Raw genomic sequence first — 23,257 nt, 5'->3', positions numbered from 1 at the left:
GACTTATCCGTCGGCTTGCTCTTCGAGCAGCTTGTTCGGCGCCACATCCAGCGCCAGGGCCGCATGCCAAAGTGTAATGATCGTGACGTTCTGCTGACCGCGCTCCATTGAGCTGACATGAGCACGATCCACGCCCATCTTCACGGCGAGCGCCGCTTGGCTCATGTCCGCTAAAGCCCTGTAGTGTTTGAGATTGTTGCCAAGAGTCTGCCGGATATCCATCCGAAGACAAAGGACTATCGCGTATTTTAGTGCGACGTATTATAATACTCACTATGACAGTGCCATCCAGACAACCGAACGCAAAAATGCGGTCCCTCTGCTGTGCCACCGTTGCGGAAGGCCCTGCAAATAGGGCATTAACCATTCGGGCGCAGCGACGCCCGCTGGGGGACTAGATGGGCAATCAAATCAGTCAAAAACTTACGGATATTCCTGCACATAGCGACGCCCTGACAGACTATGATCGCGCACAGTTGAAACTGTATGCACGATTGCTCGACGCCGAAGCCGAGGGCGCGGCGCTGTCGGAAGTCGCCCAATATCTCTTCGGAATCGATGCTGATGACGAGCCGGAACGCGCGCGCCGCGTGCATGACAGCCATCTGGTTCGAGCGCATTGGATTGCGGAACACGGTTACCGTGAGCTTCTGAGATAGGCACCAGCACGTGCGACGCTGACGCCAAGGTTATGCTTCTCACGCATCACCCTATGCCCCTGACTCCTCTACGAATTCCCGCTTAACGCGAGCATATTGCCGTGTCCTCAGCGTCTGACGCTCGGCGCGTAGCAGTGGGAGAGCGGATATGCCGACGAATTGGCGAGACGAAACCAACTACGACTACATCGAAAACCTCGATGCGTCCGGGCTGGCCTGGGAATGTCTCAGGCGCAATCCCGACTACCGCGCCGCATTTCCAAACATGACCGAGAACGAGGCGGCCGCATGGGGGTTACGATTTCCCCGTCGATCCCGAGCTCAAGGCGACGGCGGCGAAGCTCTACTGGAGGCCATCCATTGCACCGGCCGTCACAACACTGATGACGGATACGGCGCTTAGCAACGCAGACCCAACCGACTTTCGCCGCGTGATCATCGACGTCCGAAGAGGTGCGCAAGGCCGGTATTGGACGTGCATCCGCAGCGGTCTGATCATCGTCTCAAACGATGCTTTGTTACCCGACCGGCCGCGCGCCATCGTCATTCCGATCACTCCCGACTGGTCAATCAGGATGTTTGCGGCGGAGCGCCTGAGAGCCGTATGGCGCGGTCAGACGCCGCGCGCCTTGTTCACGCTTCAGCGACGCCGCCGCATCGGTCATGCGCTGCGCACTGACGATGCGCGGCAGTCCGGTGCGCCGCTGCGCGATATCGCAGTAGCCTATTTCGGCGCACACCGAATCGCTACCGAACCATGGAAGACCAGCGCTTTGAAAGCGCAGATCGCGCGACTTGCAGCATACGGAAGAACGCTCGTCGGTGATGGCTATCGGCAATTGCTTCGAGGGAAATCAGCGGCCCGATCGCGTCGTTAGCAGCCGTAGTCGCCTAGCCTCGCGCAAGATCTGGCAAAAACTGCACCCCAGTAGGGGGTGACGATTTCTTCGATGAATCTTCGTCATCCCTCCCGGAGGCTCTTCTCCGCTTCTCTGACCATCAGCCGTCCTTCGCATCCCGCGAGGAACCCGCGATGACCAGAGGAGCCCCAAATGCCCGATCCCAATGCCGGCCTGCCGCCGCGCTATCTCAGAACCCCTGAAGCCGCCCGATTTCTTGGCCTCTCCGGTCGAACGCTGGAGAAGCACCGCACCTACGGAACCGGTCCGAAGTATTCCAAGATTGGCGGCCGCGTCGTCTACGCGGTCGATGATCTGCAAGCTTGGGTGAGTCGCGGTGAGAAACGATCCGCCTCCGACGACACCGGCGACACCGTGCTTCCCGCCAAGCGCCACGCGGCGATTTCGCCCGCCTATAGCGGTGGGAAGCGCTGATGAGCGCGCGCACGACCATTGAGCTGACCTGGATCGAAGGTCGCATCGAACGCTGGTTGCGCTTCGGCCAGATCGTTCAGGAGACGATCAAAAGCCGGTCGGTGCGCGTGGTTGGCGTCGATCCCGGCGGCATCTTCGCGTTCGTCCGCTGGGCCGCGAACGACTACGGCACAGTCGAGAGCCGGATCGACATCCTGCAAGCTGTCAGTCGAGGCGAGAACTATTCTACCGTGCCGTTTGTAACGCCCGGCGGTGTATCGCTCTTGCGGCTTTCGGGTTGGCCCAAGGTCGAAACGGTGTTGCTCGCCATCGACCAGATCGAGGCCGAACGCATCGCGCCGGAAGACGTCTGCCCGGATCACTGGCGGCACGTCCACAACCGCCTCAGCTCCAATCTCGAGCCGCGTCCCTACACGCCCTTCCGGCATGACGCCTGGCTCAAAAGACGGGCGCTAGCGGCATGACACGTGCGCGACCATCGCTCTTCATCGGCAGTGCCGGTATCGCCCTGATCGCATTCTCCGCGATCGTCCGCGCCAACCCGATCCTCGTCTGGAATGCGTCCGCGAGTGTGCCCATCGGGTTCTACGCCGTGCAGCCGCTCGACACGCCGAATGTCGGCGATCTCGTCGTCCTCGAACCGCCGTCACCGCTCGGCGACTGGCTTCTGGAGCAAGGCCATCTCGGCGCTGATGTCCCTCTCATCAAGCATGTTGCAGCACTTCCCGGGCAGCATGTCTGCCGCACCGAAGTCGAGGTCAGCATCGATGGCGTGACCGTCGCGATCGCAAAGGAACGTGACCGTTTCGACCGTCCCCTACCGATCTGGCAGGGCTGCCATCTGCTCTCCGACAATCAAGTCTTCTTCCTCAATCCCGACACTGAGGCGAGCTTGGACGGTCGGTATTTCGGACCGCTGCCGCGCGACACGATCGTCGGCCGCGTGGTTCCGATCTGGACACGGGAGGGCTGACCGAATGCCTGTTCCCCTTCTTTCCGGTCGTCGCTTCATCGCCGCTTTCGCGATATTGACGGCGCTTTCCGGCTGCGGGAATCCGCCGGTCGCTGATGCGCGGGATACGGTATCGCGGACCACTGAAGCCTTGGTCGCGACCACAGACATCGACGCTCATATTGCTGAGGCTTCACAGCGTTTCCGCATCCCGGAACGCTGGATACGCGCAGTCATGCGCGCCGAAAGTGCCGGCAACGACCGCGCCGTCAGCAGCGCCGGTGCGATGGGCCTGATGCAGATCATGCCCGGCACCTGGGCCGAACTGCGGACTGCACATGGCTTCGGACCGAACCCGTTCGACCGCCGCGAAAACATCCTCGCTGGCACCGCCTATCTGCGCCAGATGTACGACCAGTTCGGCGCGCCGGGGTTTCTCGCGGCCTACAATGCTGGCCCTCGACGGTATTCCGAACACCTCCGAACCGGCCGCACTCTGCCGCGTGAGACGCGCCGCTACGTTGCAACACTCTCGCAGGAGCTTGGTTTTTCGGATGCGGCGCCGTTGCAGTCGGTCCGCACAGTTTCTGCCGATCGGTGGCAGGCAGCACCGCTCTTTGCGCCCGTCACAGCTTCGCGTGAAACGCAACGCAGAGCCGAACCAGTCCGCACATCGGTCGATGTTCAGAGCGCAGGAGAACCGACCCAGCCGGGTTCACAGAACCGCCAACCGAATTCGCTTTTCGTCTCCAGAACCGGGGAGTCAGACCGATGAGAACATCGATCTTGCTCCGCGCCGTTCCGTCGTGCCGCATCGCATGGAGTGCGGCAGACGGAGGATTGCAGCCGACATCAACGACGGGAGGGCAAGATAAAAGGCCGGACGCGCGGGGGCGCTACGGCGTTGTTGTTGTTGGGGTTTTTGCGTGCTGCGCGCTTGGTCACAGTGCTGCACTCACAGCTATCGCTTTGATCACACTCAGCTTTCACCGTGCCATGCCTGATTTTGGGGAGGCACGAGCATGAGCCAGCGCGATAACGACATCCGCATCAAACCGGGGCGCATCCGTGACAAAGGCCCCTCGGCCAAACGGGCAAAAAGCTTCGTCGGACAGGTCATGCGCGCCGCGAAGAAGGCAGGGCATACCGGCAATCATTTCAGGACGAGCGGCAGTCGCGCTGGTCGGTCGACGTTTGGACGTGGACGCTTCGTGCGAGTCTCAAGAGGCCTCGCGCGAACCCAGCGCCGGGTTGTCGTGAATGCGCGGATCGTTAGACATCGCGGCCAGAAGTTTCGCTCGGCGCCGCTTGCCAAGCACCTCGACTATCTGAAGCGCGAGGGCGTCACCAAGGATGGCCGAAATGCGGTGATGTTCGACAAAGAACATGAGCAGGCCGACGACCGCGTTTTTGCCGCCAGCACCGAGGACGATCGGCATCATTTTCGCTTCATCGTCTCGCCGGAAGACGCCGGACAGATGGAGGATCTGCGCGCCTTCACCCGCGATCTTATGGCCCAAGCCGAGCGCGATCTCGGCACCGATCTCGATTGGGTCGCGGTCGATCATTGGAACACCGACAATCCGCATATTCATGTGATGGTGCGCGGCAAGGCCGATGACGGGAAAGACCTCGTGATCTCGCGCGACTACATCAGCCGCGGTTTGCGGGGCCGCGCAGAGGAACTCGTCGAGCTCGAACTCGGACCACGCAGCGAGAAGGAAATCGCCGCCGGTCTCGATGTTGAAGTGAAGGCCGAGCGCTGGACTGGCCTGGACCGGGCGCTGCGGTCCTATGCGGACGACACACTCGGGATTGCGGATATGCGGCCCGGCGCACCCGATCTCGACGACAAAAACCTCAAGCGAAGGTTGATCGGGCGCGCGCAAACCCTCGAAAGGTTTGGCCTCGCTGACAAACTTGCGCCCTCGGTCTGGCAGTTGAAGCCGGGGATGGAAGGCACGCTGCGCGAGATGGCCGTGCGCGGTGACATCATCAAGACGATGCACCGGGCGATGGGTGCTCAATCCCGCGGCCAAACTGACTTTGCAATCCAAGGTCAGCCAGAGAACCCGATCCTCGGCAAGCTGGTCGATCGCGGGCTGCACAATGAACTCTCCGGCGAGGCCTACGCGATCATCGATGGGGTCGACGGACGTCTTCATCATCTGCGCTTCCGCGATCTCGATCTCACGGGCGACACACCGGTCGGCGGGATCGTCGAGACGCGGAGTTGGGCCGGGAAGGATAGTGGGGCGCGACGCCTCGCGCTGGTCGGGCGGTCGGACGTTGCGCTAGAAAAGCAGATCGATGCCGATGGTGCCACATGGGCCGACCGACTGGCGCTCGCCAAGACCCGCGCACCGTTGGCGCAGAGCGGATTCGGTGCTGAGGTCCGCGACGCTTTGGAAAAGCGGGCCGAGCATTTGGTCGAACAAAGTCTTGCGACGCGGCAAGGTCGGCGCGTCACCTTCGCGCGCGATCTCTTGAAGACACTGCGCCAGCGCGATCTCGATATAGCCGCGAGCAAGATCGCCGACGACACGGGCCTGCCATTCCGCAAGTCCGGTGAGGGCGAGACCGTGGCGGGCACTTATCGCCAACGCCTTGATCTCGCGTCGGGCCGCTTCGCGATGATTGACGACGGCATGGGCTTCGAACTTGTCCCCTGGAAACCCCAGCTCGATAAACACCTCGGCCAGACCGTCTCGGGAACCGTCACAGCAGGCGGCGGCATCGACTGGTCGCTTGGCCGCAAGCGCGGCCTGTCGATCTGACCCGGAGACCCCTATGACCTCGAAGAAACACGCATCACCGGCCACCGCAATCCTCTGGGGTCAGATCTTCATCGTGTCGACCGTCGCTCTGCTCTTCGTCTGGGCCGCGACGCAATGGGTGGCCTTCCGGCTCGGCTTCCAATCCGAACTCGGCGAGCCGATGACGACCATCTTGGGTCTGCCGATCTACGCGCCGTGGAACGTCTTCATCTGGTGGTACTGGTACGACGCTTACGCGCCGCGCATCTTCATGGAAGGTGCTATCGTCGCCGGTGCGGGTGGTATCGCTTCTGTCTGCGTCGCGATTTTTCTTTCCGTCCTGCGCGCCCGCGAAGCGAGCAACGTGACCACTTACGGCTCCGCCCGCTGGGGCACTGAGAAAGATATGCGTGAGGCGGGATTGTTCGTGAACGATGGTGTGGTCCTCGGACGCTACCAATCCCGCTATCTCCGCCATGACGGACCCGAGCATGTGCTCTGTTTTGCGCCGACAAGATCCGGCAAGGGTGTCGGGCTGGTCGTGCCCTCGCTCTTGACTTGGCCGGGCTCGGCGATCGTCCACGACATCAAGGGCGAGAACTGGCAGCTCACGGCCAGTCACCGGTCGCGATTCAGCCGGGTGTTGCTCTTCGATCCGACCGATCCGACCTCGGCGGCCTACAACCCGCTGCTCGAAGTGCGGCGCGGCGACAGCGAAGTGCGCGACGTCCAGAACGTCGCGGATATCCTGGTCGATCCCGAAGGGCTGCTCGAACGGCGGAACCATTGGGAGAAAACCAGCCACTCGCTTCTGGTCGGTGCGATCCTGCATGTTCTCTATGCCGAAGCCGACAAGACTCTGGCGGGCGTCGCGGCCTTTCTCTCCGATCCGAAGCGTCCGATCGAGTCAACGCTCGCGGCGATGATGCGGACGCCACATCTCGGCGACCACCCGCATCCGGCCGTCGCACAAGCCGCGCGGGAACTCCTGAACAAATCCGAAAATGAACGGTCGGGCGTGCTATCGACGGCGATGAGTTTCCTCGGGCTCTATCGCGATCCGGTCGTCGCGAAGGTCACGCGTCGTTGCGATTGGCGAATCGACGATCTCGTGACCGGCGACAGGCCGGTGACGCTCTACCTCGTCGTGCCGCCCTCAGATATTTCGCGCACCAAGCCGCTGATCCGTCTCGTGCTCAACCAGATCGGCCGCAGGCTGACCGAAGACCTGCACGCGAAGCGCAGCCATCGCATGCTGCTCATGCTCGATGAGTTCCCAGCCCTCGGGCGGCTCGACTTCTTCGAAAGCCAACTCGCGTTCATGGCGGGCTATGGGATCAAGGCGTTCCTGATCGCGCAGTCGCTCAATCAGATCGAGAAGGCCTACGGGCAGAACAACGCGATTCTCGACAACTGCCATGTGCGCGTCGCCTTCGCGACCAATGACGAGCGGACGGCAAAACGGGTGTCCGATGCCCTCGGCACGGCGACGGAGATGCGCGCAATGAAGAACTATGCCGGCCACCGGCTGTCTCCATGGCTTGGGCATTTGATGGTCTCGCGACAGGAGACGGCACGGCCGCTGCTCACCCCCGGCGAGATGATGCAGCTCCCGCCGACCGACGAGATCGTCCTTGTCTCCGGCGCACCGCCGGTGCGCGCGGAGAAGGCGCGCTACTACATGGATCCGCAGTTCAAAGCGCGGATCGCTCCCCCGCCGGATCGCAGTGCGCAAGCTGGAGCAGCTAACGGTATGACAGACGATTGGAGCGGTCTCGAACCAATCGCTGCGCCGCCACCTAGGAAACGGAAGTCATCAAGCGACGAGGCCGATGGCGGCATTCGTCGGCAGCCCGACCTGCCGGAACACGAGGACATCGCTCCCGAACCGGCTCCGGCCCGCAGCGAGTTCGCAGATCTCGACGACGAACCGGAGGATGATGCGCAGCGGGCCAAGACGATGCGCGACCGGTTCGGTACGGTCGCGCGGCAGGCATCGCTCGACCCCGATGACGGGATCAAGCTCTAGGATGTGGCCATGAAGAAGGGGCGCCTGAATGTATACTTCGATCCGGCTCTAGCGGGCGAGCTGGAAGCGCTGGCAGCACGTCGGAAGGTCTCGAAATCGCAAATCGTAGAAGCGGCGCTCGCTGCATTTCTGTCACCAGATGGCGCGGATCAACGAGAGGCCGCAATCGTACGGCGCCTGGATCGGCTTACCCGCGCGGTCGAACGACTGGAGCGGGATGTGTCGATCGGTAATGAGGCGATGGCACTCTTTGTGAAGTTCTGGCTGACCACCACACCGCCATTGCCCGATGAGATGCGCGAGGTGGCGCAAGCGTCAGGCAAGGAACGCTATGATGGATTCGTGGAGGCACTTGGGCGGCGACTCGCAAAAGGCAAAACGCTTACCAAGGAAGTCTCGGAGGACATCCCAGAAAGAAAATCGACTGTCTGACACCATCGCGACTTCGTGCAAAATGCGCTTGTCCCTGCCTCTCCACGCCAGCCCACTACTACGCCCTCAAACCTGTTGCGACTGACCATTTAACGGTCTTCTTGATCGACCCCGTAACCAGATGCGGGGCCGCGAATGACCGTCCACACTCTCAAATCAGCAGCGATCGAGCGCGGTTCCCGCATGCTCCGCACGGCGCTTGGAGTCGATATCGCAACGTGGCTCGACGAGGACGCCGTCGTCGAAGTCATGCTCAATCCCGACGGACGGCTCTGGGTCGATCGGCTCGGCGAAGGCCTCTGCGATACCGGCGCTAAGCTGTCGGTGGACGACGGAGAGCGGATCGTCCGCCTTGTCGCCCATCATGTCGGGGCAGAAGTCCATGCCGACGCTCCGCGGGTTTCAGCCGAGTTGGCCGGAACCGGGGAACGCTTCGAAGGATTGCTCCCGCCTGTCGTCGCGGCCCCGACCTTCGCCATCCGCAAGCCCGCCGTCGCCGTCTTCACACTCGACGATTATGTCCAGGCCGGGATCATGAAAGGTGCCGCCGCCGAGGCGCTGCGCGAAGCCGTTGCGTCCCGCGCCAACATCCTCGTCGCCGGCGGCACGTCCACGGGCAAGACCACGCTCACCAATGCGCTGCTCGCGGAAGTCGCCAAGACCTCAGACCGCGTGGTCCTCATAGAAGACACGCGAGAGCTGCAATGCACGACCCCTAATCTGGTCGCGCTGCGCACCAAGGATGGCGTGGCGACGCTGTCCGACCTCGTTCGCTCGTCCCTGCGCCTGCGACCGGATCGTATCCCTATCGGTGAGGTTCGAGGAGCGGAAGCGCTCGATCTCCTGAAGGCCTGGGGCACGGGACATCCCGGCGGTATCGGCACGATCCATGCGGGCTCGGCCATCGGCGCGCTGCGCCGCCTCGAACAACTCATCCAGGAAGCCGTCGTCACGGTCCCGCGAGCCCTGATTGCGGAGACCATTGACGTGCTCGCAATCCTCCAGGGGCGCGGTTCGGACCGCCGCCTCGCTGAACTCGCTCGCGTCACCGGCCTCACAGCCGACGGCGACTACGCGCTCGAACCAATTCTCACCCCCGCGAAAGGAAATGCCCAATGACCAGCCGACTCAATCTCCTGTATCCCCGCTGGCCCATCTACGTCAGCGCCGCAGCGATCGCCTTCCTGCTTGCCGCCGGTCAGGCCGAAGCAGCCGGTTCCGGCATGCCTTGGGAAGCGCCGCTGCAAGCAATCCTGGAATCCATTGAAGGGCCGGTCGCCAAGATCGTCGCGGTCATGATCATCATCATCACGGGCCTGACCCTCGCGTTTGGCGACACATCGGGTGGCGCGCGCCGGCTCGTCCAGATCGTGTTCGGCCTATCGATCGCATTCGCCGCATCGAGCTTCTTCCTGTCGTTCTTCTCCTTCGGCGGCGGCGCACTGGTATGAGCGATCCCACCGACATCCCCGGCTTCACGGCACCCGTCCATCGCGCCCTCACCGAACCAATCCTGCTCGGCGGCGCGCCACGGACCATCGCGATCGCCAACGGCACCATAGCGGCCGCCGTGGGTCTGGGCCTCCGGCTCTGGCTGGTCGGGCTCGCCCTCTGGGCCATCGGTCACATGCTGGCGGTCTACGCCGCTAAGCGGGACGCCCAGATCGCCGACGTCGCGCGCCGCCACCTTCGCTACCCGACCTGGATGGGGGTGTGAGGAGATGATGCGCCTCGCCGAATACTGTTCCAAAGCCGCGCTGCTCGCCGACTTCCTGCCCTGGGCTGCGTTGATTGGCGAAGGCGTGATCCTAAACAAGGATGGGAGCTTCCAGCGCACGGCTCGGTTCCGCGGTCCCGATCTCGACTCCGCAACACCCGCCGAACTGGTCGCGACCGCAGCGCGGCTCAACAGCGCCTTGCGCCGTCTGGGCTCGGGATGGGCGGTCTCCGTCGAAGCGCAGCGCATCCCGGCGCGCGACTATCCGCTCTCGGAGTTTCCCGATCCGATTTCGGCGCTGGTCGATGCCGAGCGGCGCGCGCAATTCGAGGAAGCCTCATCCCACTATGAGAGCCGCTATTTCCTAACGCTCACCTGGATGCCGCCCGCCGACGATACGAGCCGGGCCAGTGGTTGGCTGTTCGAAGACGCGCCGAGTAAGGGGGCGAACCCGCACGAACAGCTCGCGGCGTTCCGATCACGCTCGGACCGGCTGCTCGATCTCTTCGAAGGCTTTATGCCCGAGGCGGTCTGGCTCGATGACGCGGAGACGCTGTCTTATCTCCATTCGACGATCTCGACACGGGCGCAGTCCGTCCGTGTGCCCGAGACGCCGATGCATCTCGACGCCTATCTGGCGGACGAGCCGCTGGTCGCCGGGCTCGCGCCAAAACTCGGCGAGGCGCATCTCCGCACACTGTCGATCGTCGGCTTCCCGACATCGACCTGGCCGGGCCTGCTCGATGAGCTCAACGCACAGGCCTTCGAGTATCGCTGGGCGACGCGCGCGATCTGTCTCGACAAGACCGACGCCACCAAGCTCTTCACCCGCATCCGCCGCCAATGGTTCGCCAAGCGCAAATCGGTCGCCGCGATCCTCAAGGAGGTGATGACCAACGAAGCCTCGACGCTTCTGGACTCGGACGCCGACAACAAAGCGCTCGATGCAGACGAAGCGCTACAAGAGCTGGGAAGCGATATCGTCGGCGCGGCCTATGTCACCGCAAGCATCACCGTCTGGGACGAAGACGAGCGCGCAGCGGACGCCAAGATCAAGCTCGCCGAGAAGGTCGTGCAGGGTCGCGACTTCACCTGCATCCCGGAGACGCTGAACGCGGTGGAGGCTTGGCTCGGCTCCTTGCCAGGGCATCTTTATGCTAATGTCCGTCAGCCGCCGATCTCCACACTGAACCTCGCCCACATGATCCCGATCTCAGCGGTCTGGGCTGGACCCGCGCGCAACGATCATCTGGACGGCCCGCCGCTCTTCTACGCCGAGACCGAAGGCGCGACGCCGTTCCGCTTTTCGACCCATGTGGGCGATGTCGGTCATACCCTCATGGTCGGCCCGACCGGCGCGGGCAAATCAGTCCTGCTGGCGCTCATGGCGCTGCAATTCCGGCGCTATGAGAAAGCGCAGATCTTCGCCTTCGATTTCGGCGGCTCGATCCGCTGCGCGACGCTGGCCTGCGGCGGCGACTGGGAAGATCTCGGCCTAGCGCTGTCAGACGAAGACGACGCGGTCCAGCTGCAACCGCTCGCGCGGATCGACGATGCCGCGGAACGCAGCTGGGCGCAGGACTGGCTCGCCGGATTGCTCGCCCGCGAAGGGGTCACCATCGATCCGGTGGCGCGCGACCATCTCTGGTCGGCGCTTACTTCGCTCGCCTCCGCTCCTGTCGAGGAGCGCACGCTGACCGGACTCTCGGTCCTGCTCCAATCAAACGATCTCAAGCGTGCTCTCGCGCCGTTTTGCCTCGGCGGACCGTTCGGTCGCTTGCTGGATGCGGAAAGCGAAGCGCTCGGCAGCGCCGACTTCCAGGCCTTCGAAACGGAGGGATTGATTGGGTCCGCGGCCGCGCCCGCCGTTCTCGCCTATCTCTTCCACCGGATCGAAGCGCGGCTTGACGGACGTCCCAGCCTTATCATTGTCGATGAAGGCTGGCTCGCGCTCGACGACGCAACCTTCGGCTCGCAGCTGCGCGAATGGCTGAAGACTCTGCGCAAGAAGAACGCCAGCGTCATCTTCGCCACCCAGTCGCTCGCCGACATCGAGGGCTCCGACAACGCGCCTGCCATCGTCGAGAGCTGCCCGACGCGAATCTTCCTACCCAACGAGCGCGCTTTCGAGCCGCAGATCGCCGCCACCTATCGCAGTTTCGGGCTCAACGACCGGCAGGTCGAAATCATCGCAAGGGCGACGCCTAAACGCGACTACTACTGCCAGTCGCGCCGCGGCAACCGGCTGTTTGCGCTTGGTTTGGGCGAGGTCGCGCTGGCCTTCACCGCGGCGTCTTCCAAATCCGATCACGCCGCCATTGACGCGATCCTCGACGAGCATGGGCGGGACAACTTCGCCGCCGCATGGCTCGCCCGCCGCGATCTTGGCTGGGCGACCGAGCTGCTCGGCCCGTCCGATGCCGTGATCGGGGCTGCCCCATCCCCCACCCCAGAAGCCAATGACGACAAGGAGAACACCCATGTTCAAGACCAACACACGTAAACTCGCCGGGCGCGCCGCCGCAGCCCTGCTGCTGTCGAGTGCGATCGCGCTCACCCCGACCACAGCACCACCAGCCCATGCGTTCTTTGGCGGTGGGTTCGGTGGGATCGTCTACGACCCGACCAACCATGCCGAAAACCTGCTGACAGCCGCACGAACCCTGGAGCAGATCAACAACCAGATCGCCCAGCTCCAGAACGAGGCGCAGATGCTAGTCAATCAGGCCCGCAATCTCGCGAGCCTGCCTTACTCTTCGCTCTCGCGGCTACAATCTTCGGTGCAGCAAACACAGCAACTCTTGGGCGAGGCACAGCGCATCGCCCATGATGTGGCGACGATCGACGAGGCCTTCACCCAGGATTACGGAGCCGCCGCCGCGCGGGGCGATTTCGACGACATGATTGCGGGCGCGCAGGACCGCTGGCGCACCTCGGTCGCTGGGTTCGAGGACGCGCTGAAGATCCAGGCCGGTGTAGTTGGCAATATCGAAACCGCCCGGACGGAGATGCAAGCGCTTGTGGGCCGCAGCCAAGCGGCCACCGGCTCGCTGCAGGCGACGCAGGCGGGCAACCAGCTGCTCGCCCTTCAAAGCCAGCAAATCTCCGACCTAACGGCCGCGATCGCCGCGCAGAACCGGGCGCAATCGCTCGAAGCCGCGCGTGTTGCGACGGCCGAAGCGCAGGCGCGCGAGAATCTCTCGCGCTTCCTCGATTACGGCTCCGGCTACGAGCCGTCCACCGTTCGGATGTTCCGGTAGGCGGCCATGAAACTGATCGCCGAGACCACCCTCAAAGGCATCGCCATCGCAATGGGTGCCGGTGCCGCGCTCATTGTGGCAGTGGAGTTCCAGACTGCCCTTGAGACGGAGCATGCGAAACGCCCTGCTGCCGTCGTCCCGGACGATCCATTGCGGGCAACCTTGCAACGCTGCCGGACGCTGACCCCGGAGGAATTGGAGACCGACACGACCTGCCAAGCGGCTTGGGAAGAGAATCGGCGGCGCTTCTTCGGCCTCACATCCGACGATCAGGACGCGGAGTAGGCCATGGGCGATGTCGGCGTCATCGATCGGTTCCTGGAGGTCTTCACCACCTATATCGACAGCGGGTTCGGGCTGCTCGGCGGCGATGTCACCTTCCTCGCCACGACGCTGATCGTCATCGACGTCACGCTCGCAGCCCTCTTCTGGGCTTGGGGGGCGGATGACGACATCATCGGACGGCTCGTCAAGAAAACGCTCTTTGTCGGCGTCTTCGCCTACATCATCAGTAACTGGAACACGCTCGCCCGGATCATCTTCGAGAGCTTCGCCGGACTGGGTCTTGTCGCGACCGGTGGCGCGCTTGGCGCAGGCGAGCTGCTGCAGCCCGGACGCATCGCGGCAGTCGGCCTCGAGGCCGGTCAGCCAATCCTCGAATCCGTCGCAGACCTGATGGGCTTCGTCGCCTTCTTCGACAACTTCATCCAGATCATGATCCTGCTCTTCGCCTGGATCGTGGTGCTGCTGTCCTTCTTCATCCTCGCGATCCAGCTCTTCGTCACCCTCATCGAGTTCAAGCTGGCGACGCTCGCGGGCTTCATCCTCGTCCCCTTCGGTCTTTTCAACAAGACGGCCTTCATGGCCGAACGCGTCCTAGGTCTCGTCATCTCCTCGGGCGTCAAGGTACTCGTACTCGCCGTGATCGTCGGGATCGGATCGACCATTTTCAGTGAGTTCACCACCGGCTTTGTTGGCGAACCAACCATCGGGGACGCCATGGCCGTCGTACTGGCAGCCCTCTCCATCCTCGCGCTCGGCATCTTTGGCCCCGGCATTGCCAACGGTATCGTCTCGGGCGGCCCGCAGCTCGGCGCAGGGGCAGCGGTCGGTGCGGGCCTTGCAGCAGGTGGCGTTGTCGCGGGCGGTCTGGCAGGCGCGAAGATGGCCGGGGCCGCCGGTGGAGCCGCCCTGCGCGGCGGTTCCGCAGTCGCAGGTGGCGCTTCGACCGCCTTCAAGATCGGCGCGGCCTCGGGCACGTCCACGGCCGGGAAAGCTGCGAGCGGTATGGCCAGGGTCGGTCAGGCCGGGATGTCGGCTGCCGTCAGCCCGCTTAAGCGCGCCGTCGGCGACAGCTATCGTTCCGGCTCGCGCGCCGCGTTCGAAGCCACCGGCGGCAAGTTCAGCAATTCCCCCTCGTCCATGCCGACACCCGCCAATGCCGGTCCACCCGCCTGGGCGCGCCGGATGAAGCGCCAGCAGAGCCTGCAGCACGGGACCGCCGTTGCCGCACACGCCATCCGCTCCGGCGATGGCGGCGGCGCGGGCACCACCATCAGCCTTTCGGAGAGATCATGAGATTCAAGCGACCCAGCGTGCGATACGCCAAGACCCCAGACCCCGTGACCCCATACCAGAAGGCGGCCCAGGTTTGGGATGAACGCATGGGTTCCGCCCGCGTCCAAGCCCGCAATTGGCGGCTTATGGCGATTGGCTGTCTCGCCACCACCGCGACCTTCGGCCTCGCGTTGGTCTGGCAGTCAACGCAAGGAACCATCGTGCCTTACGTCATCGAGGTCGACCAGCTCGGCGCGGCGCAGGCCGTCGCACCCGCCACTGCCAATTACCGCCCGACCGATCCGCAGATAGCCTTTCACCTCGCGCGTTTCATCGAGAACGTTCGTCAGGTCCCGGCCGATCCCATTGTCCTGCGCGAAAACTGGCTACGCGCTTATGACTTCGCCACTGATCGCGGGGCTGTCGCGCTCAACGATTTCGCGCGGGAGAACGACCCCTTCGCCCGCGTCGGCGAAGTTCAGGTCGCGGCCGAAATCTCCAGCGTCATCCGCGCCTCGGACTCAAGTTTCCGCGTCGCTTGGATTGAGCGCCGCTATGTGAACGGCCAACTCGCCGGGACCGAACGCTGGACCGGCATCCTCAGCGTCGTCGTTCAGCCACCTCGCGACGCCGACCGCCTCCGCAAGAACCCCCTCGGCGTCTTCGTCCACGCCATCAACTGGTCACGGGAGAACGCCCAATGAGTGATTGCATCACACGCCAAATCTGCATGCCAATCAAACTGTCCATCACCACTTTGCTCGCAACTTCGATGCTTGCCGGCTGCGCCACCTTCAAGCCGCCCGAGATCAGCTACGATGACCCGGTCGCCGCGACGCTGGTCGCCGAACCGGCGCGGCCTGTTCAGATCGTCGAGACACCCGAACCATTGCCGCTGCCGGGCCAGCTCATGCGGGTCGATGCCGATGATCGTCCGGCAGAAGCGACGGAACCAACTGAGCGGGTGACCAACGCCAACGCGGCGGCCCGGATCGAACCGGTACGCGACGGCTTCATCAACGCCGTCCAGCTCTATCCCTACAGTTCTGGCGCGCTCTATCAGGTTTACACGTCGCCTGGACAGGTTACGGACATCGCCTTGCAGCCGGGCGAAAGCCTTGTCGGCTCCGGCCCGATCGCGGCAGGCGATACCGCGCGCTGGATCATCGGCGACACCGAGAGCGGATCCGGCGACAGCCGTCGCATCCATGTGCTGGTCAAACCGACCCGGCCCGATCTCGTCACCAATCTCGTCATCAACACGGATCGGCGGACCTATCACCTCGAACTGCGCGCGACGCCGCAGGCCTACATGGCCTCGGTCTCCTGGCAATATCCCGAAGACGAGCTCATCGCCTTGCGCCGTCAGAACGATCGCGCCGAGGCCAGCCTTCCGATCGGCCGCAATGTCGATCTCGACGATCTCAACTTCCGCTACCGGATCACCGGCGACCGCGCGCCCTGGCGGCCACGCCGCGCCTTCGATGACGGACGGCAGGTCTTCATAGAGTTCCCGCGCGGGATCGGTCAGGGCGAGATGCCGCCGCTCTTTGTCATCGGACCGGAAGGAGAGGGTCAGCTGGTCAATTACCGAATCCGGCGCAATTACATGATCGTTCACCGACTGTTCGCCGCCGCGGAGCTGCGTCTGGGTGATCGCCAGCGCGTGGTCCGGATCGTCCGAACAGATGGACGCAACAGATCCGCCGAACGCACTACGACGGCGAGTAGTCGCGAGACGGATCGATGAGCGATGACCGGAACGAGGAAGAGCGCGCGGAGCCGTCGCGCTCAGAAAGCGAGATCGCCAAGGAATTGCGTCTGCGCCCGGACCCGCCGCGGGTCATGCGGCTGTCGCGCAAGGCGATCACGGTGCTCACCGTGGCGGGCGGCCTCGGCATCGGGGCGATCCTGATCGTCGCGCTGCGGGGTCCGGATCGGACCGATGGGCCATCCGAATTGTTCTCGACCGAACGGGTTCAGGAGGCGGAGGGCCTGTCGCGACTGCCGCGTGACTACGGATCGATCCCCCAGCTCGGGCCACCGCTCCCGGGCGAACTCGGCCGACCAGTCCTGTCAGCGCAACGCCGCGGAGAACCGGTGCCCGTCGTGACTGCAACCGGCCCAGCGGTCGATCCTATCGAGCAATTGCGCCTCCAAGAGGCCGAGGCCGCTCGTTTGGCGACCCTCTTTGCCGATGCGCAAACCAGCGTTGTGACGGCCAGCTCTCAACCGGCACGGGCAGCGCCGCAGCAATCATCAGTGCTGCAGGGGCTGTTTCCAGCCTCCGCCGGAACGTCGCCGCGACCGGATACCACGGAACGGCAAGAAGCATTTCTCGACCGCGAGGTGGATCGCAGGACGACCGCCATAGATCGCCTGCAATCGCCACCGAGTCCCTACGTGCTGCAGGCGGGCTCCGTCATCGAAGCCGCGCTTCTCACGGGGCTACGATCCGATCTGCCGGGGCAGATCACGGCGCAGGTTACTGCCAATGTCTACGACAGCCCGACAGGACAATTCCTCTTGATTCCTCAAGGCGCGCGCTTGCTCGGCGAGTATGACAGCCGCGTTGCCTCGGGTCAGCGGCGTTTGCTGCTTGCTTGGATCCGGCTTATCCTTCCGGATGGCCGCTCCATCGTCCTCGAGCGTGAGCCGGGCACTGACCAGGCAGGCTTCACCGGGCTTGAAGATGGCGTCGACAACCATTGGGACCGCCTGTTCCTCGCCGCAGGCCTCGCGACGATCCTCAATATCGGCCTGGAAACCGGCGAAGATGATGGTGACGAGATCGCCGAGGCCATTCGAGACGGAACACAGGACACAATCGGGCGCGCCGGGGAAGGGATTGTGCAGCGTCAGCTCGGTATTCCACCGACGCTGACGATCCGGCCAGGGTTTCCGGTACGTGTGATGGTGACGCGTGATCTTATTCTTGAACCGTATGGAGCCGCACGATGACCAAACTCAAACTCTCAGATATTCGCGACGACAAACCGGTGAAGCTGTCCATCGAACTTCCGGCGCAGACCCATCGCGACCTCGCGGCCTACGCCGAACTCCTCGGTCAGGAGAGCGGCCAGACGCTCCAACCCGCGAAACTCGTTGCTCCGATGCTGGAACGGTTTATGAGGACCGATCGCGGATTTGCAAAACTCAGGAAAGAGCGCCGCTCCGCTTCGCCTCGATCCTAGCCAGAGAGATGAACCGGCGGAGCGCGGGGTTGTCGTTTTCCGGACGCCAGATCATGGAAAAGGGGACGATTTCGTCATCGTTACCGATCGGGACGAACGTTACGTTTGGATACCTGACGCCCAGCCAATGATCAGCGACGAGACTAACGCCAAAACCAAGACCCACGAGAGACATGATACCTTCCCGGCCCATACTGTGCCGTCGCACTTGCACAGTACGTCCGAGGTCGCTCAGGTTTCGCACCAAATAGTCGTGGATCTCTGGCCCTGGTTCTTGAGTGCTTACGACGAAGGTCTCTTTTAGGACTTCGCTCCATCGCAATCCTTGTCGATCCGCTAAAGGATGGTCTGACGGCACAGCCAGATAAACGCGCTCATGTGCTAATATCAGCCCGTCACCACTCTCATGATCGGGTTTTCCGGGAGCGACCACCAAATCTAATCGGCGGTGGCTCAACTGAGTGAGAAGTTGGCCACGATCCAACTCAGCAATACAAAGATCGACGTAGGCGTGCGAATCAACAAAGCTTTCGAGCACCTGACGCAATGGTCCGCGAGACAAAGAGGCGATGACGCCAATCCTCAGATAGCCATTTTCTCCAAGCCCAGCTCCGCGCGCCGTGTCGGTCGCAGCTCTCAAATCATCCACGATGACGCGCGCTCTTGCCGCGAAACACGTGCCAGCAGTCGTTAGGCGTGCGCCCGTTGATCGCCGTTCGAAGAGTGAAACGCCGAGGATATCTTCCAACCGCTGAATCCGTCGGCTAACCGCGGGCTGACCGACGTTCAAACGGGATGCGGCCTTTCGAAAACTTCCCGTCTCCGCGACCGAAAGAAAATAGGTGAGATGCTGAGTCTCAATTTCAGTCTTCATGTCAGCCGTCCCGACCCGAACGTGAGAAGCATTGTCGAGGCTTGGTCGATCTGATTTTCGCCTAGAGAGGAGACATCAGCCTCCTCTCCAAACGAATTTGAAAGACCGATCAAAGCTACTTCCGGTCGCTCATCTTATTCATTGCCGTCCGGCGCCGACAGATGCTCAGCGAGAGATCGGCGGAAGGTGCGCAGGTCTTCTACATAGAGCTCAGGCACTTCGACCATGGGGAAATGCCCCCCCCGCGCGGGCGTCGTGTAGTGAATCAGACTCGGTCGGCTGCGTTCGACGTATTCCCGTGGCGGCAGCGGGAAGACTGGGTCCGGCCATGCCGTGACGCCGGCTGGATTGGCAATCACTTCACCTTCCGGGAGAACCGCATTTTCCTCAACACCCAGCATGAGATAGGGCCAAAGGGACGTGCGGAAGCTGTCGGTGAGGATGTAATACATCACCTCGTCAATCAGTCGATCTTTTGTGTGAATTTCCTCGAAGGCCGCACCGCTCTTGTCGGTCCAGTAATACCACTTGTCCCAGATCCAAGCGGCTTGACCGACCGGATTATCCGCTAGGGAGGCTGCCAGCGTCTCGCCACGCGCGACGTGCGTCAGAATGTATGCGAGTTGGCCGAAGGGCGCTGCCGCTTCCGCCTCGATCCAGGCTTTCTCTGCCTCTGTTGGCTCGGCGCCAATTTTGCCGGAGAGCCATGGTGAACTTGCGTGCCTTGGGAAGTGCATGTGGGTGTGGTGGCCCATAACCGCATCGGGATAATCATACGCCATCCATCCAGCGCTTAGGGCACCCTGATCCCCGCCGTGGGTGATGTAGCGGTCGTAGCCGAGCACCTCGGTCATCAACTTGTGATAGCGTCGGCCTGTCGAGCGCAAGCTCTCCGGCTCATCGGTCGCTTCGGAAAAGCCCACCCCGGGAATGGACACGACCACCACATCGAAGGCATCGGCCGCATCGCCGCCGAAGCGTTCGGGATGCGCCAATGGCTCGATCACGTCGATGAAGCTATACACCGAATAAGGCCAGCCATGGAGGATCAGCAGCGGTGTCGGATTGTCGCCCGAACCTCGCTCGTGAATGAAATGGAGCTGTTTTCCGTCAATCTCTGCGCGGAAATTGTCGAACCGGTTGAGGCGTGCTTCTGCGGCGCGCCAATCGTAGTCTTCCGCCCAATGGGCGCCCATTTCGGCGAGCCAGGATTGCGGAACGCCGAAGCGCCATCGCTCAAGCCCGGTATCGGGCAAGAATTCGTGTTCGCGGACCTGCGATATCACCTCGTCCAGCCGCTCTTGCGGGATTTCGATGGTGTAGGGCTCGGGCTGGCTCTGCGCTAAAGTCGGAACAGCCGCCCCACCGATGCCCAGTCCGACAATGGCTGTAGCAAGAAGCGTTCGGATCATAGTCTTCTCTCCTAGTGAGTTATACAAAAAAGAAATCAATTCAAGCTGGCATCTCCCGCTGGCTTCCACAGCTCGGCATGATCTTCGGCAAATTGGCGGAAGCTACGCGAGGATCGGCCCAACAATCGCTCGGCATCGGGTAGAACTTCAGCATAAGCACCGGTAGCGAAAAGCGCCTGAATCTCCGCAAGAGCATGCGCAGACCAATCGGGCATGCCGGTGACTTTTAGCGCCGCTTCCATCTCATCCGGCGTGATCGGCGTGTATTTCACCGGTGCAGCGCGCACGTCGCTCAGGATCTCGGCGACGTCGTCGAAGCTGAGGCTCTCGGGGCCTGTCAGATCGTAGGCTTTGCTAACATGACCGTCGGTCGTGAGGATGGTCGCGGTAATCTCAGCAATGTCCCGGACATCGATCAAGCTCTGCCGCGCCTCGCCAAGCGGCAGGGCAAAAGTACCGTTTTTGGCGATGCCTTGCACTTGCCCAAGCATATTCTGGTAAAAAGAATTCGGGCGAAGGATGGTGAAGGGTAGTCCGCTTTCGCGTAGCGCCTCGTCCGTTTCACCATGTTGGCGAATGACCTCTGAAGGGCTATTCACATCCGAACCAAGCCCGGAAAACTTAACGATATGAGTAACGTCCGCAGATTTTGCCGCGCGGAAGAAATTTTGGAACAGGTCGATCGTATTGGGTTGGATCGAGGTGACGATATAGGCCTTTCCAACGCCGTCAAACGCGGCAGCGAGACTTTGGAGATCGGCCAGATCGCCTTCGACGATTTCGACGCCATCGCCGAACTCAGCCGAAGCCGTATCGCGCACGAGTGCGCGCGGAATAATGCCATCATGCTTGCTCAATTCGTCGGTCAAAGCACGGCCGTTCGTGCCGGTAGCGCCAGCGATAAGAACCCTCATCATTGTGCGGCTCCTTTAGGTGCAGAAGGTTGGAAGGTGGTGCGCCGCGTCAGGACGGCCACGCCAGCGAGAGCGATAAGAGCGGCGGCGAGCAAGCCAGCTTCCGGGCGGTTCGCGAGCGTGCTGGCAGCAATGGCAAGAGCAATGCCGATGACACCGCCAACCTGTAGCGTCGTCTGCTGCAATCCGGCGGCCACGCCCTGTCGATCCCTCGGCACTCCGCGCACTGCACCCACGGCGAGCGGTGCGTAAGCGAGCCCCATGCCAAGACCGCCGGCCACTGTGGTCGCCGCGATCACGAGCCAGATCGGTGCCAAGCTGCCAGCACTGAAGAGCCAGACGGAAGCGAGCGCAATGAGGCCAAGGCCACTCGCCGCGACTCTATCAATATCAAAACGATCCATCACTCGCGGAGTGGCGATCTGAGCAACCGCCACACAGAGAAGCCCCATCGGTAGCAGCGCGAAGCCTGCCATGTCGGCAGCCATGCCGTGCCCTGTCTGCAGCGCAACGCTGACCAGCAGATTGAAGCCGAAGAAGGCCCCGAGAAGGGTCAGCGAAGCGAGGCTGGACCGACGCAACCCGGGAATACGCAGCATGGAGAGCGGCATCAAAGGCTCGGCATGGATCTTCTCAACCCAAATGAACAGGCAGCCAAGCAGAATGGCGGCGGCCACAAGGCCTAGTTCCAAGACCCCGAATCCATGCTCCGCGCCCAAAGTCAGTGCTAGCGTTAGAGTGCCAATAGCCGCCGCAACGGTCGCCGAACCAAACCAGTCGAGCTTAACAGGTTTGCGATCGCCCAGCGCGACCGGGATCACAGATATGCCAGCCACCACGATTAAACCCGAGGCCGGGAAGTTCAATCCAAAGGCCCAGCGCCAGCCGAGTTCGGCGATGAGTAATCCGCCGATGACGAGGCCAACCGAGAAACCTGCGGCGCCCGCCGCATTGAAAGTGCCGAGCGCGCGGTTGCGCGCCGGTCCTTCGGGAAAAGCGCCGGTCAGGATCGATATCGACGTCGGAATCATGAAAGCCGCCGCGGCGCCTTGGATTCCGCGCGCCGTGAAAAGCAGCCCCAACGATGGTGCAAGCGCGACGATCAGCGAAGCCAATCCGAAGAGAGCTGTCGAAATAAGGAAGACACGGCGTCGGCCGTAAAGGTCAGCAACCCGTCCTCCGAGCAGAAGCAGTCCGGCAAAACCGATGATAAATGCACCGTGCGTCCATTGCAGCACGGCTAGAGATACGTCGAAATCAGCCTTCATGTTGGGGATCGCGATAGCCGTGATCGACACAGTCATCGCCTCGAGGAACAGCGCCGCGGAGACTATCGGTGTCAGTCCGCGCTTCGCGCGTTCGCAGCTCGGCGCGTTGTCTGCGCCTGCCGTGAGCGTAGTCATAGGACTCATCCTTTCGTTTCGGTCTGGCCTCAAGCGACCTGTTCCTGACGGAACACAGCCACCCGTTCGGCGAGTTCGTCGGCGGAGAGGACCACGTTCCAGATCGGACTGGGCGGATCGAGCGGACGAGATTGTGCAAGCGTCCCCAGATCAACAGGAACAAGGCCTGCATCGCTGATGAGCTTCGCGACGATCTCACGATCTTCGGCAGCGTCCGCCGCCAGGGTCATGGCTACTTTCGGCGCATCGCGATCGCTCTTTTTCTCGACGTGACCCGTCCACAACGTGGTGAACCCCTTGGCCACCCGAGCACCGGGTAGCTTGTGGGCCATCATTTCGCCCGAAATCGCATCATCGGGGATCACTCGCTCGACACCACCGCCCGATACACGGATGAGCGGATTGGTGGCATCAATCACCAGCTTGCCGTTAATCGCGGGCGCAATGGCGGACACAGCTTCGTCTACCGTCGCATAGTTAACAGCCAAAAGGATGACGTCGCCAAACGCCGCCGCATCCTCCGGTGTGCCTGCTGTCGCGCCGATTTTGCGCGCCGCGTCTTCGCGAGTGTCGGACGACCTGGAAGCGATCATGATATCATGACCCGCTTCGCGCCACAGCTGGCCATAGAGCTTACCGATATCGCCGGCACCGATGATTCCGATTTTCATAGAATTTCTCCGTTATGGGCGTGGTCGCTAGCGGTTCTCGATTGCTTCAAAGTCATTCCAAGGCAGCCTCCGATCGCGCAGAATTGAGCGATG

27 protein-coding genes are annotated in these 23,257 nt (G+C 62.5%); 21 read left to right on the top strand and 6 right to left on the bottom strand.

Annotated features, from left to right (window positions below):
* Window positions 1-3 precede the first annotated feature (3 nt).
* The gene (locus tag Q1A63_RS13140; RefSeq protein ID WP_299631967.1) at window positions 4-222 is read right to left on the bottom strand and encodes a helix-turn-helix transcriptional regulator; all 219 of its coding nucleotides are present in this window, start codon (window positions 220-222) and stop codon (window positions 4-6) included.
* Between the two features lie 176 nt (window positions 223-398).
* Between Q1A63_RS13140 and Q1A63_RS13135 the strand changes: the two genes are divergently transcribed.
* The 21 genes from Q1A63_RS13135 to Q1A63_RS13035 all read left to right on the top strand — a co-directional run bounded on the left by Q1A63_RS13135 (window position 399) and on the right by Q1A63_RS13035 (window position 17,890).
* Window positions 399-659: a DUF2285 domain-containing protein gene (locus Q1A63_RS13135; protein ID WP_299631965.1), complete on the top strand. Its 261-nt coding sequence runs from the start codon at window positions 399-401 to the stop codon at window positions 657-659.
* 148 nt (window positions 660-807) lie between these two features.
* A complete protein-coding gene (locus tag Q1A63_RS13130; protein WP_299631963.1) occupies window positions 808-1,062 on the top strand; it encodes a DUF6499 domain-containing protein in 255 nt (84 codons plus the stop codon).
* Window positions 1,043-1,537, top strand: a complete 495-nt coding sequence (locus tag Q1A63_RS13125) for a DUF2285 domain-containing protein (RefSeq protein WP_299631961.1) — start codon at window positions 1,043-1,045, stop codon at window positions 1,535-1,537. Before Q1A63_RS13130 ends, Q1A63_RS13125 begins: the two co-directional genes overlap by 20 nt.
* 174 nt (window positions 1,538-1,711) lie before the next feature.
* Window positions 1,712-1,993 (top strand): helix-turn-helix domain-containing protein, encoded by a 282-nt coding sequence (locus tag Q1A63_RS13120; protein ID WP_299631958.1) that lies wholly within the window; start codon window positions 1,712-1,714, stop codon window positions 1,991-1,993.
* Window positions 1,993-2,457 (top strand): DUF2840 domain-containing protein, encoded by a 465-nt coding sequence (locus tag Q1A63_RS13115; protein WP_299631956.1) that lies wholly within the window; start codon window positions 1,993-1,995, stop codon window positions 2,455-2,457. Before Q1A63_RS13120 ends, Q1A63_RS13115 begins: the two co-directional genes overlap by 1 nt.
* Window positions 2,454-2,966: a S26 family signal peptidase gene (locus Q1A63_RS13110; RefSeq protein WP_299631954.1), complete on the top strand. Its 513-nt coding sequence runs from the start codon at window positions 2,454-2,456 to the stop codon at window positions 2,964-2,966. The genes Q1A63_RS13115 and Q1A63_RS13110 overlap by 4 nt, the downstream gene beginning before the upstream one ends.
* 4 nt (window positions 2,967-2,970) lie before the next feature.
* Window positions 2,971-3,720 (top strand): lytic transglycosylase domain-containing protein, encoded by a 750-nt coding sequence (locus Q1A63_RS13105; RefSeq protein ID WP_299631951.1) that lies wholly within the window; start codon window positions 2,971-2,973, stop codon window positions 3,718-3,720.
* A 247-nt stretch (window positions 3,721-3,967) separates the two neighbouring features.
* On the top strand, window positions 3,968-5,722 hold the full coding sequence (locus Q1A63_RS13100; protein ID WP_299631949.1) for a DUF3363 domain-containing protein: 1,755 nt from the start codon (window positions 3,968-3,970) through the stop codon (window positions 5,720-5,722).
* Between the two features lie 13 nt (window positions 5,723-5,735).
* On the top strand, window positions 5,736-7,730 hold the full coding sequence (locus Q1A63_RS13095) for a conjugal transfer protein TraG (RefSeq protein ID WP_299631947.1): 1,995 nt from the start codon (window positions 5,736-5,738) through the stop codon (window positions 7,728-7,730).
* Between the two features lie 9 nt (window positions 7,731-7,739).
* The gene (locus tag Q1A63_RS13090) at window positions 7,740-8,162 is read left to right on the top strand and encodes a CopG family transcriptional regulator (protein WP_299631945.1); all 423 of its coding nucleotides are present in this window, start codon (window positions 7,740-7,742) and stop codon (window positions 8,160-8,162) included.
* Between the two features lie 183 nt (window positions 8,163-8,345).
* On the top strand, window positions 8,346-9,281 hold the full coding sequence (trbB, locus tag Q1A63_RS13085; protein ID WP_299632105.1) for a P-type conjugative transfer ATPase TrbB: 936 nt from the start codon (window positions 8,346-8,348) through the stop codon (window positions 9,279-9,281).
* On the top strand, window positions 9,278-9,613 hold the full coding sequence (locus Q1A63_RS13080; RefSeq protein WP_299631943.1) for a TrbC/VirB2 family protein: 336 nt from the start codon (window positions 9,278-9,280) through the stop codon (window positions 9,611-9,613). Before trbB ends, Q1A63_RS13080 begins: the two co-directional genes overlap by 4 nt.
* Complete coding sequence (locus Q1A63_RS13075) at window positions 9,610-9,879, top strand: VirB3 family type IV secretion system protein (protein WP_081533694.1); 270 nt, start codon at window positions 9,610-9,612, stop codon at window positions 9,877-9,879. Before Q1A63_RS13080 ends, Q1A63_RS13075 begins: the two co-directional genes overlap by 4 nt.
* Window positions 9,880-9,883: 4 nt before the next feature.
* Window positions 9,884-12,382: a conjugal transfer protein TrbE gene (gene trbE, locus Q1A63_RS13070; RefSeq protein ID WP_299631937.1), complete on the top strand. Its 2,499-nt coding sequence runs from the start codon at window positions 9,884-9,886 to the stop codon at window positions 12,380-12,382.
* Window positions 12,360-13,139: a P-type conjugative transfer protein TrbJ gene (gene trbJ / locus Q1A63_RS13065; RefSeq protein WP_299631935.1), complete on the top strand. Its 780-nt coding sequence runs from the start codon at window positions 12,360-12,362 to the stop codon at window positions 13,137-13,139. The genes trbE and trbJ overlap by 23 nt, the downstream gene beginning before the upstream one ends.
* A gap of 6 nt (window positions 13,140-13,145) precedes the next feature.
* Window positions 13,146-13,424 (top strand): putative entry exclusion protein TrbK-alt, encoded by a 279-nt coding sequence (gene trbK-alt / locus Q1A63_RS13060; RefSeq protein ID WP_299631933.1) that lies wholly within the window; start codon window positions 13,146-13,148, stop codon window positions 13,422-13,424.
* Between the two features lie 3 nt (window positions 13,425-13,427).
* Window positions 13,428-14,717, top strand: a complete 1,290-nt coding sequence (trbL, locus tag Q1A63_RS13055) for a P-type conjugative transfer protein TrbL (protein ID WP_299631930.1) — start codon at window positions 13,428-13,430, stop codon at window positions 14,715-14,717.
* Complete coding sequence (trbF, locus tag Q1A63_RS13050) at window positions 14,711-15,400, top strand: conjugal transfer protein TrbF (protein ID WP_299632104.1); 690 nt, start codon at window positions 14,711-14,713, stop codon at window positions 15,398-15,400. The genes trbL and trbF overlap by 7 nt, the downstream gene beginning before the upstream one ends.
* A complete protein-coding gene (trbG, locus tag Q1A63_RS13045; RefSeq protein WP_299631928.1) occupies window positions 15,397-16,446 on the top strand; it encodes a P-type conjugative transfer protein TrbG in 1,050 nt (349 codons plus the stop codon). The genes trbF and trbG overlap by 4 nt, the downstream gene beginning before the upstream one ends.
* Window positions 16,443-17,657 (top strand): TrbI/VirB10 family protein, encoded by a 1,215-nt coding sequence (locus tag Q1A63_RS13040; protein WP_299631926.1) that lies wholly within the window; start codon window positions 16,443-16,445, stop codon window positions 17,655-17,657. Before trbG ends, Q1A63_RS13040 begins: the two co-directional genes overlap by 4 nt.
* Window positions 17,654-17,890: a DUF2274 domain-containing protein gene (locus tag Q1A63_RS13035; RefSeq protein WP_130405993.1), complete on the top strand. Its 237-nt coding sequence runs from the start codon at window positions 17,654-17,656 to the stop codon at window positions 17,888-17,890. Before Q1A63_RS13040 ends, Q1A63_RS13035 begins: the two co-directional genes overlap by 4 nt.
* On the opposite strand, the gene Q1A63_RS13030 is transcribed toward Q1A63_RS13035, so the two are convergent.
* The 5 genes from Q1A63_RS13030 to Q1A63_RS13010 form a co-directional block, all read right to left on the bottom strand.
* Window positions 17,853-18,764, bottom strand: coding sequence for a LysR family transcriptional regulator (locus Q1A63_RS13030; RefSeq protein ID WP_130405992.1), 912 nt, complete (start codon window positions 18,762-18,764; stop codon window positions 17,853-17,855). The genes Q1A63_RS13035 and Q1A63_RS13030 overlap by 38 nt on opposite strands.
* A 134-nt stretch (window positions 18,765-18,898) precedes the next feature.
* Window positions 18,899-20,176 (bottom strand): epoxide hydrolase family protein, encoded by a 1,278-nt coding sequence (locus tag Q1A63_RS13025; protein WP_299631917.1) that lies wholly within the window; start codon window positions 20,174-20,176, stop codon window positions 18,899-18,901.
* Between the two features lie 35 nt (window positions 20,177-20,211).
* Entirely contained in the window at window positions 20,212-21,090 is an 879-nt protein-coding gene (locus Q1A63_RS13020) for an SDR family oxidoreductase (protein WP_299632103.1), read from the bottom strand.
* Window positions 21,090-22,493: an MFS transporter gene (locus Q1A63_RS13015; RefSeq protein ID WP_299631915.1), complete on the bottom strand. Its 1,404-nt coding sequence runs from the start codon at window positions 22,491-22,493 to the stop codon at window positions 21,090-21,092. The genes Q1A63_RS13020 and Q1A63_RS13015 overlap by 1 nt, the downstream gene beginning before the upstream one ends.
* 29 nt (window positions 22,494-22,522) lie before the next feature.
* Window positions 22,523-23,164 carry an NAD(P)-binding domain-containing protein gene (locus tag Q1A63_RS13010; RefSeq protein ID WP_299631913.1) on the bottom strand — a complete coding sequence of 214 codons (642 nt, stop codon included), beginning with the start codon at window positions 23,162-23,164 and terminating at the stop codon, window positions 22,523-22,525.
* Between the last annotated feature and the right edge of the window lie 93 nt (window positions 23,165-23,257).

The organism is uncultured Roseobacter sp. (assembly GCF_947499265.1).
Classification (GTDB): domain Bacteria; phylum Pseudomonadota; class Alphaproteobacteria; order Rhodobacterales; family Rhodobacteraceae; genus Roseobacter.
This window is presented reverse-complemented; position numbering and strand designations above follow the sequence as displayed.

Coding starts and splice junctions, on each gene's coding strand:
- Q1A63_RS13140 (WP_299631967.1), bottom strand. CDS start 222: ATGGATATCCGGCAGACTCTTGGCAACAATCTCAAACACTACAGGGCT.
- Q1A63_RS13135 (WP_299631965.1), top strand. CDS start 399: ATGGGCAATCAAATCAGTCAAAAACTTACGGATATTCCTGCACATAGC.
- Q1A63_RS13130 (WP_299631963.1), top strand. CDS start 808: ATGCCGACGAATTGGCGAGACGAAACCAACTACGACTACATCGAAAAC.
- Q1A63_RS13125 (WP_299631961.1), top strand. CDS start 1,043: ATGACGGATACGGCGCTTAGCAACGCAGACCCAACCGACTTTCGCCGC.
- Q1A63_RS13120 (WP_299631958.1), top strand. CDS start 1,712: ATGCCCGATCCCAATGCCGGCCTGCCGCCGCGCTATCTCAGAACCCCT.
- Q1A63_RS13115 (WP_299631956.1), top strand. CDS start 1,993: ATGAGCGCGCGCACGACCATTGAGCTGACCTGGATCGAAGGTCGCATC.
- Q1A63_RS13110 (WP_299631954.1), top strand. CDS start 2,454: ATGACACGTGCGCGACCATCGCTCTTCATCGGCAGTGCCGGTATCGCC.
- Q1A63_RS13105 (WP_299631951.1), top strand. CDS start 2,971: ATGCCTGTTCCCCTTCTTTCCGGTCGTCGCTTCATCGCCGCTTTCGCG.
- Q1A63_RS13100 (WP_299631949.1), top strand. CDS start 3,968: ATGAGCCAGCGCGATAACGACATCCGCATCAAACCGGGGCGCATCCGT.
- Q1A63_RS13095 (WP_299631947.1), top strand. CDS start 5,736: ATGACCTCGAAGAAACACGCATCACCGGCCACCGCAATCCTCTGGGGT.
- Q1A63_RS13090 (WP_299631945.1), top strand. CDS start 7,740: ATGAAGAAGGGGCGCCTGAATGTATACTTCGATCCGGCTCTAGCGGGC.
- trbB (WP_299632105.1), top strand. CDS start 8,346: ATGCTCCGCACGGCGCTTGGAGTCGATATCGCAACGTGGCTCGACGAG.
- Q1A63_RS13080 (WP_299631943.1), top strand. CDS start 9,278: ATGACCAGCCGACTCAATCTCCTGTATCCCCGCTGGCCCATCTACGTC.
- Q1A63_RS13075 (WP_081533694.1), top strand. CDS start 9,610: ATGAGCGATCCCACCGACATCCCCGGCTTCACGGCACCCGTCCATCGC.
- trbE (WP_299631937.1), top strand. CDS start 9,884: ATGATGCGCCTCGCCGAATACTGTTCCAAAGCCGCGCTGCTCGCCGAC.
- trbJ (WP_299631935.1), top strand. CDS start 12,360: ATGTTCAAGACCAACACACGTAAACTCGCCGGGCGCGCCGCCGCAGCC.
- trbK-alt (WP_299631933.1), top strand. CDS start 13,146: ATGAAACTGATCGCCGAGACCACCCTCAAAGGCATCGCCATCGCAATG.
- trbL (WP_299631930.1), top strand. CDS start 13,428: ATGGGCGATGTCGGCGTCATCGATCGGTTCCTGGAGGTCTTCACCACC.
- trbG (WP_299631928.1), top strand. CDS start 15,397: ATGAGTGATTGCATCACACGCCAAATCTGCATGCCAATCAAACTGTCC.
- Q1A63_RS13040 (WP_299631926.1), top strand. CDS start 16,443: ATGAGCGATGACCGGAACGAGGAAGAGCGCGCGGAGCCGTCGCGCTCA.
- Q1A63_RS13035 (WP_130405993.1), top strand. CDS start 17,654: ATGACCAAACTCAAACTCTCAGATATTCGCGACGACAAACCGGTGAAG.
- Q1A63_RS13030 (WP_130405992.1), bottom strand. CDS start 18,764: ATGAAGACTGAAATTGAGACTCAGCATCTCACCTATTTTCTTTCGGTC.
- Q1A63_RS13025 (WP_299631917.1), bottom strand. CDS start 20,176: ATGATCCGAACGCTTCTTGCTACAGCCATTGTCGGACTGGGCATCGGT.
- Q1A63_RS13020 (WP_299632103.1), bottom strand. CDS start 21,090: ATGAGGGTTCTTATCGCTGGCGCTACCGGCACGAACGGCCGTGCTTTG.
- Q1A63_RS13015 (WP_299631915.1), bottom strand. CDS start 22,493: ATGACTACGCTCACGGCAGGCGCAGACAACGCGCCGAGCTGCGAACGC.
- Q1A63_RS13010 (WP_299631913.1), bottom strand. CDS start 23,164: ATGAAAATCGGAATCATCGGTGCCGGCGATATCGGTAAGCTCTATGGC.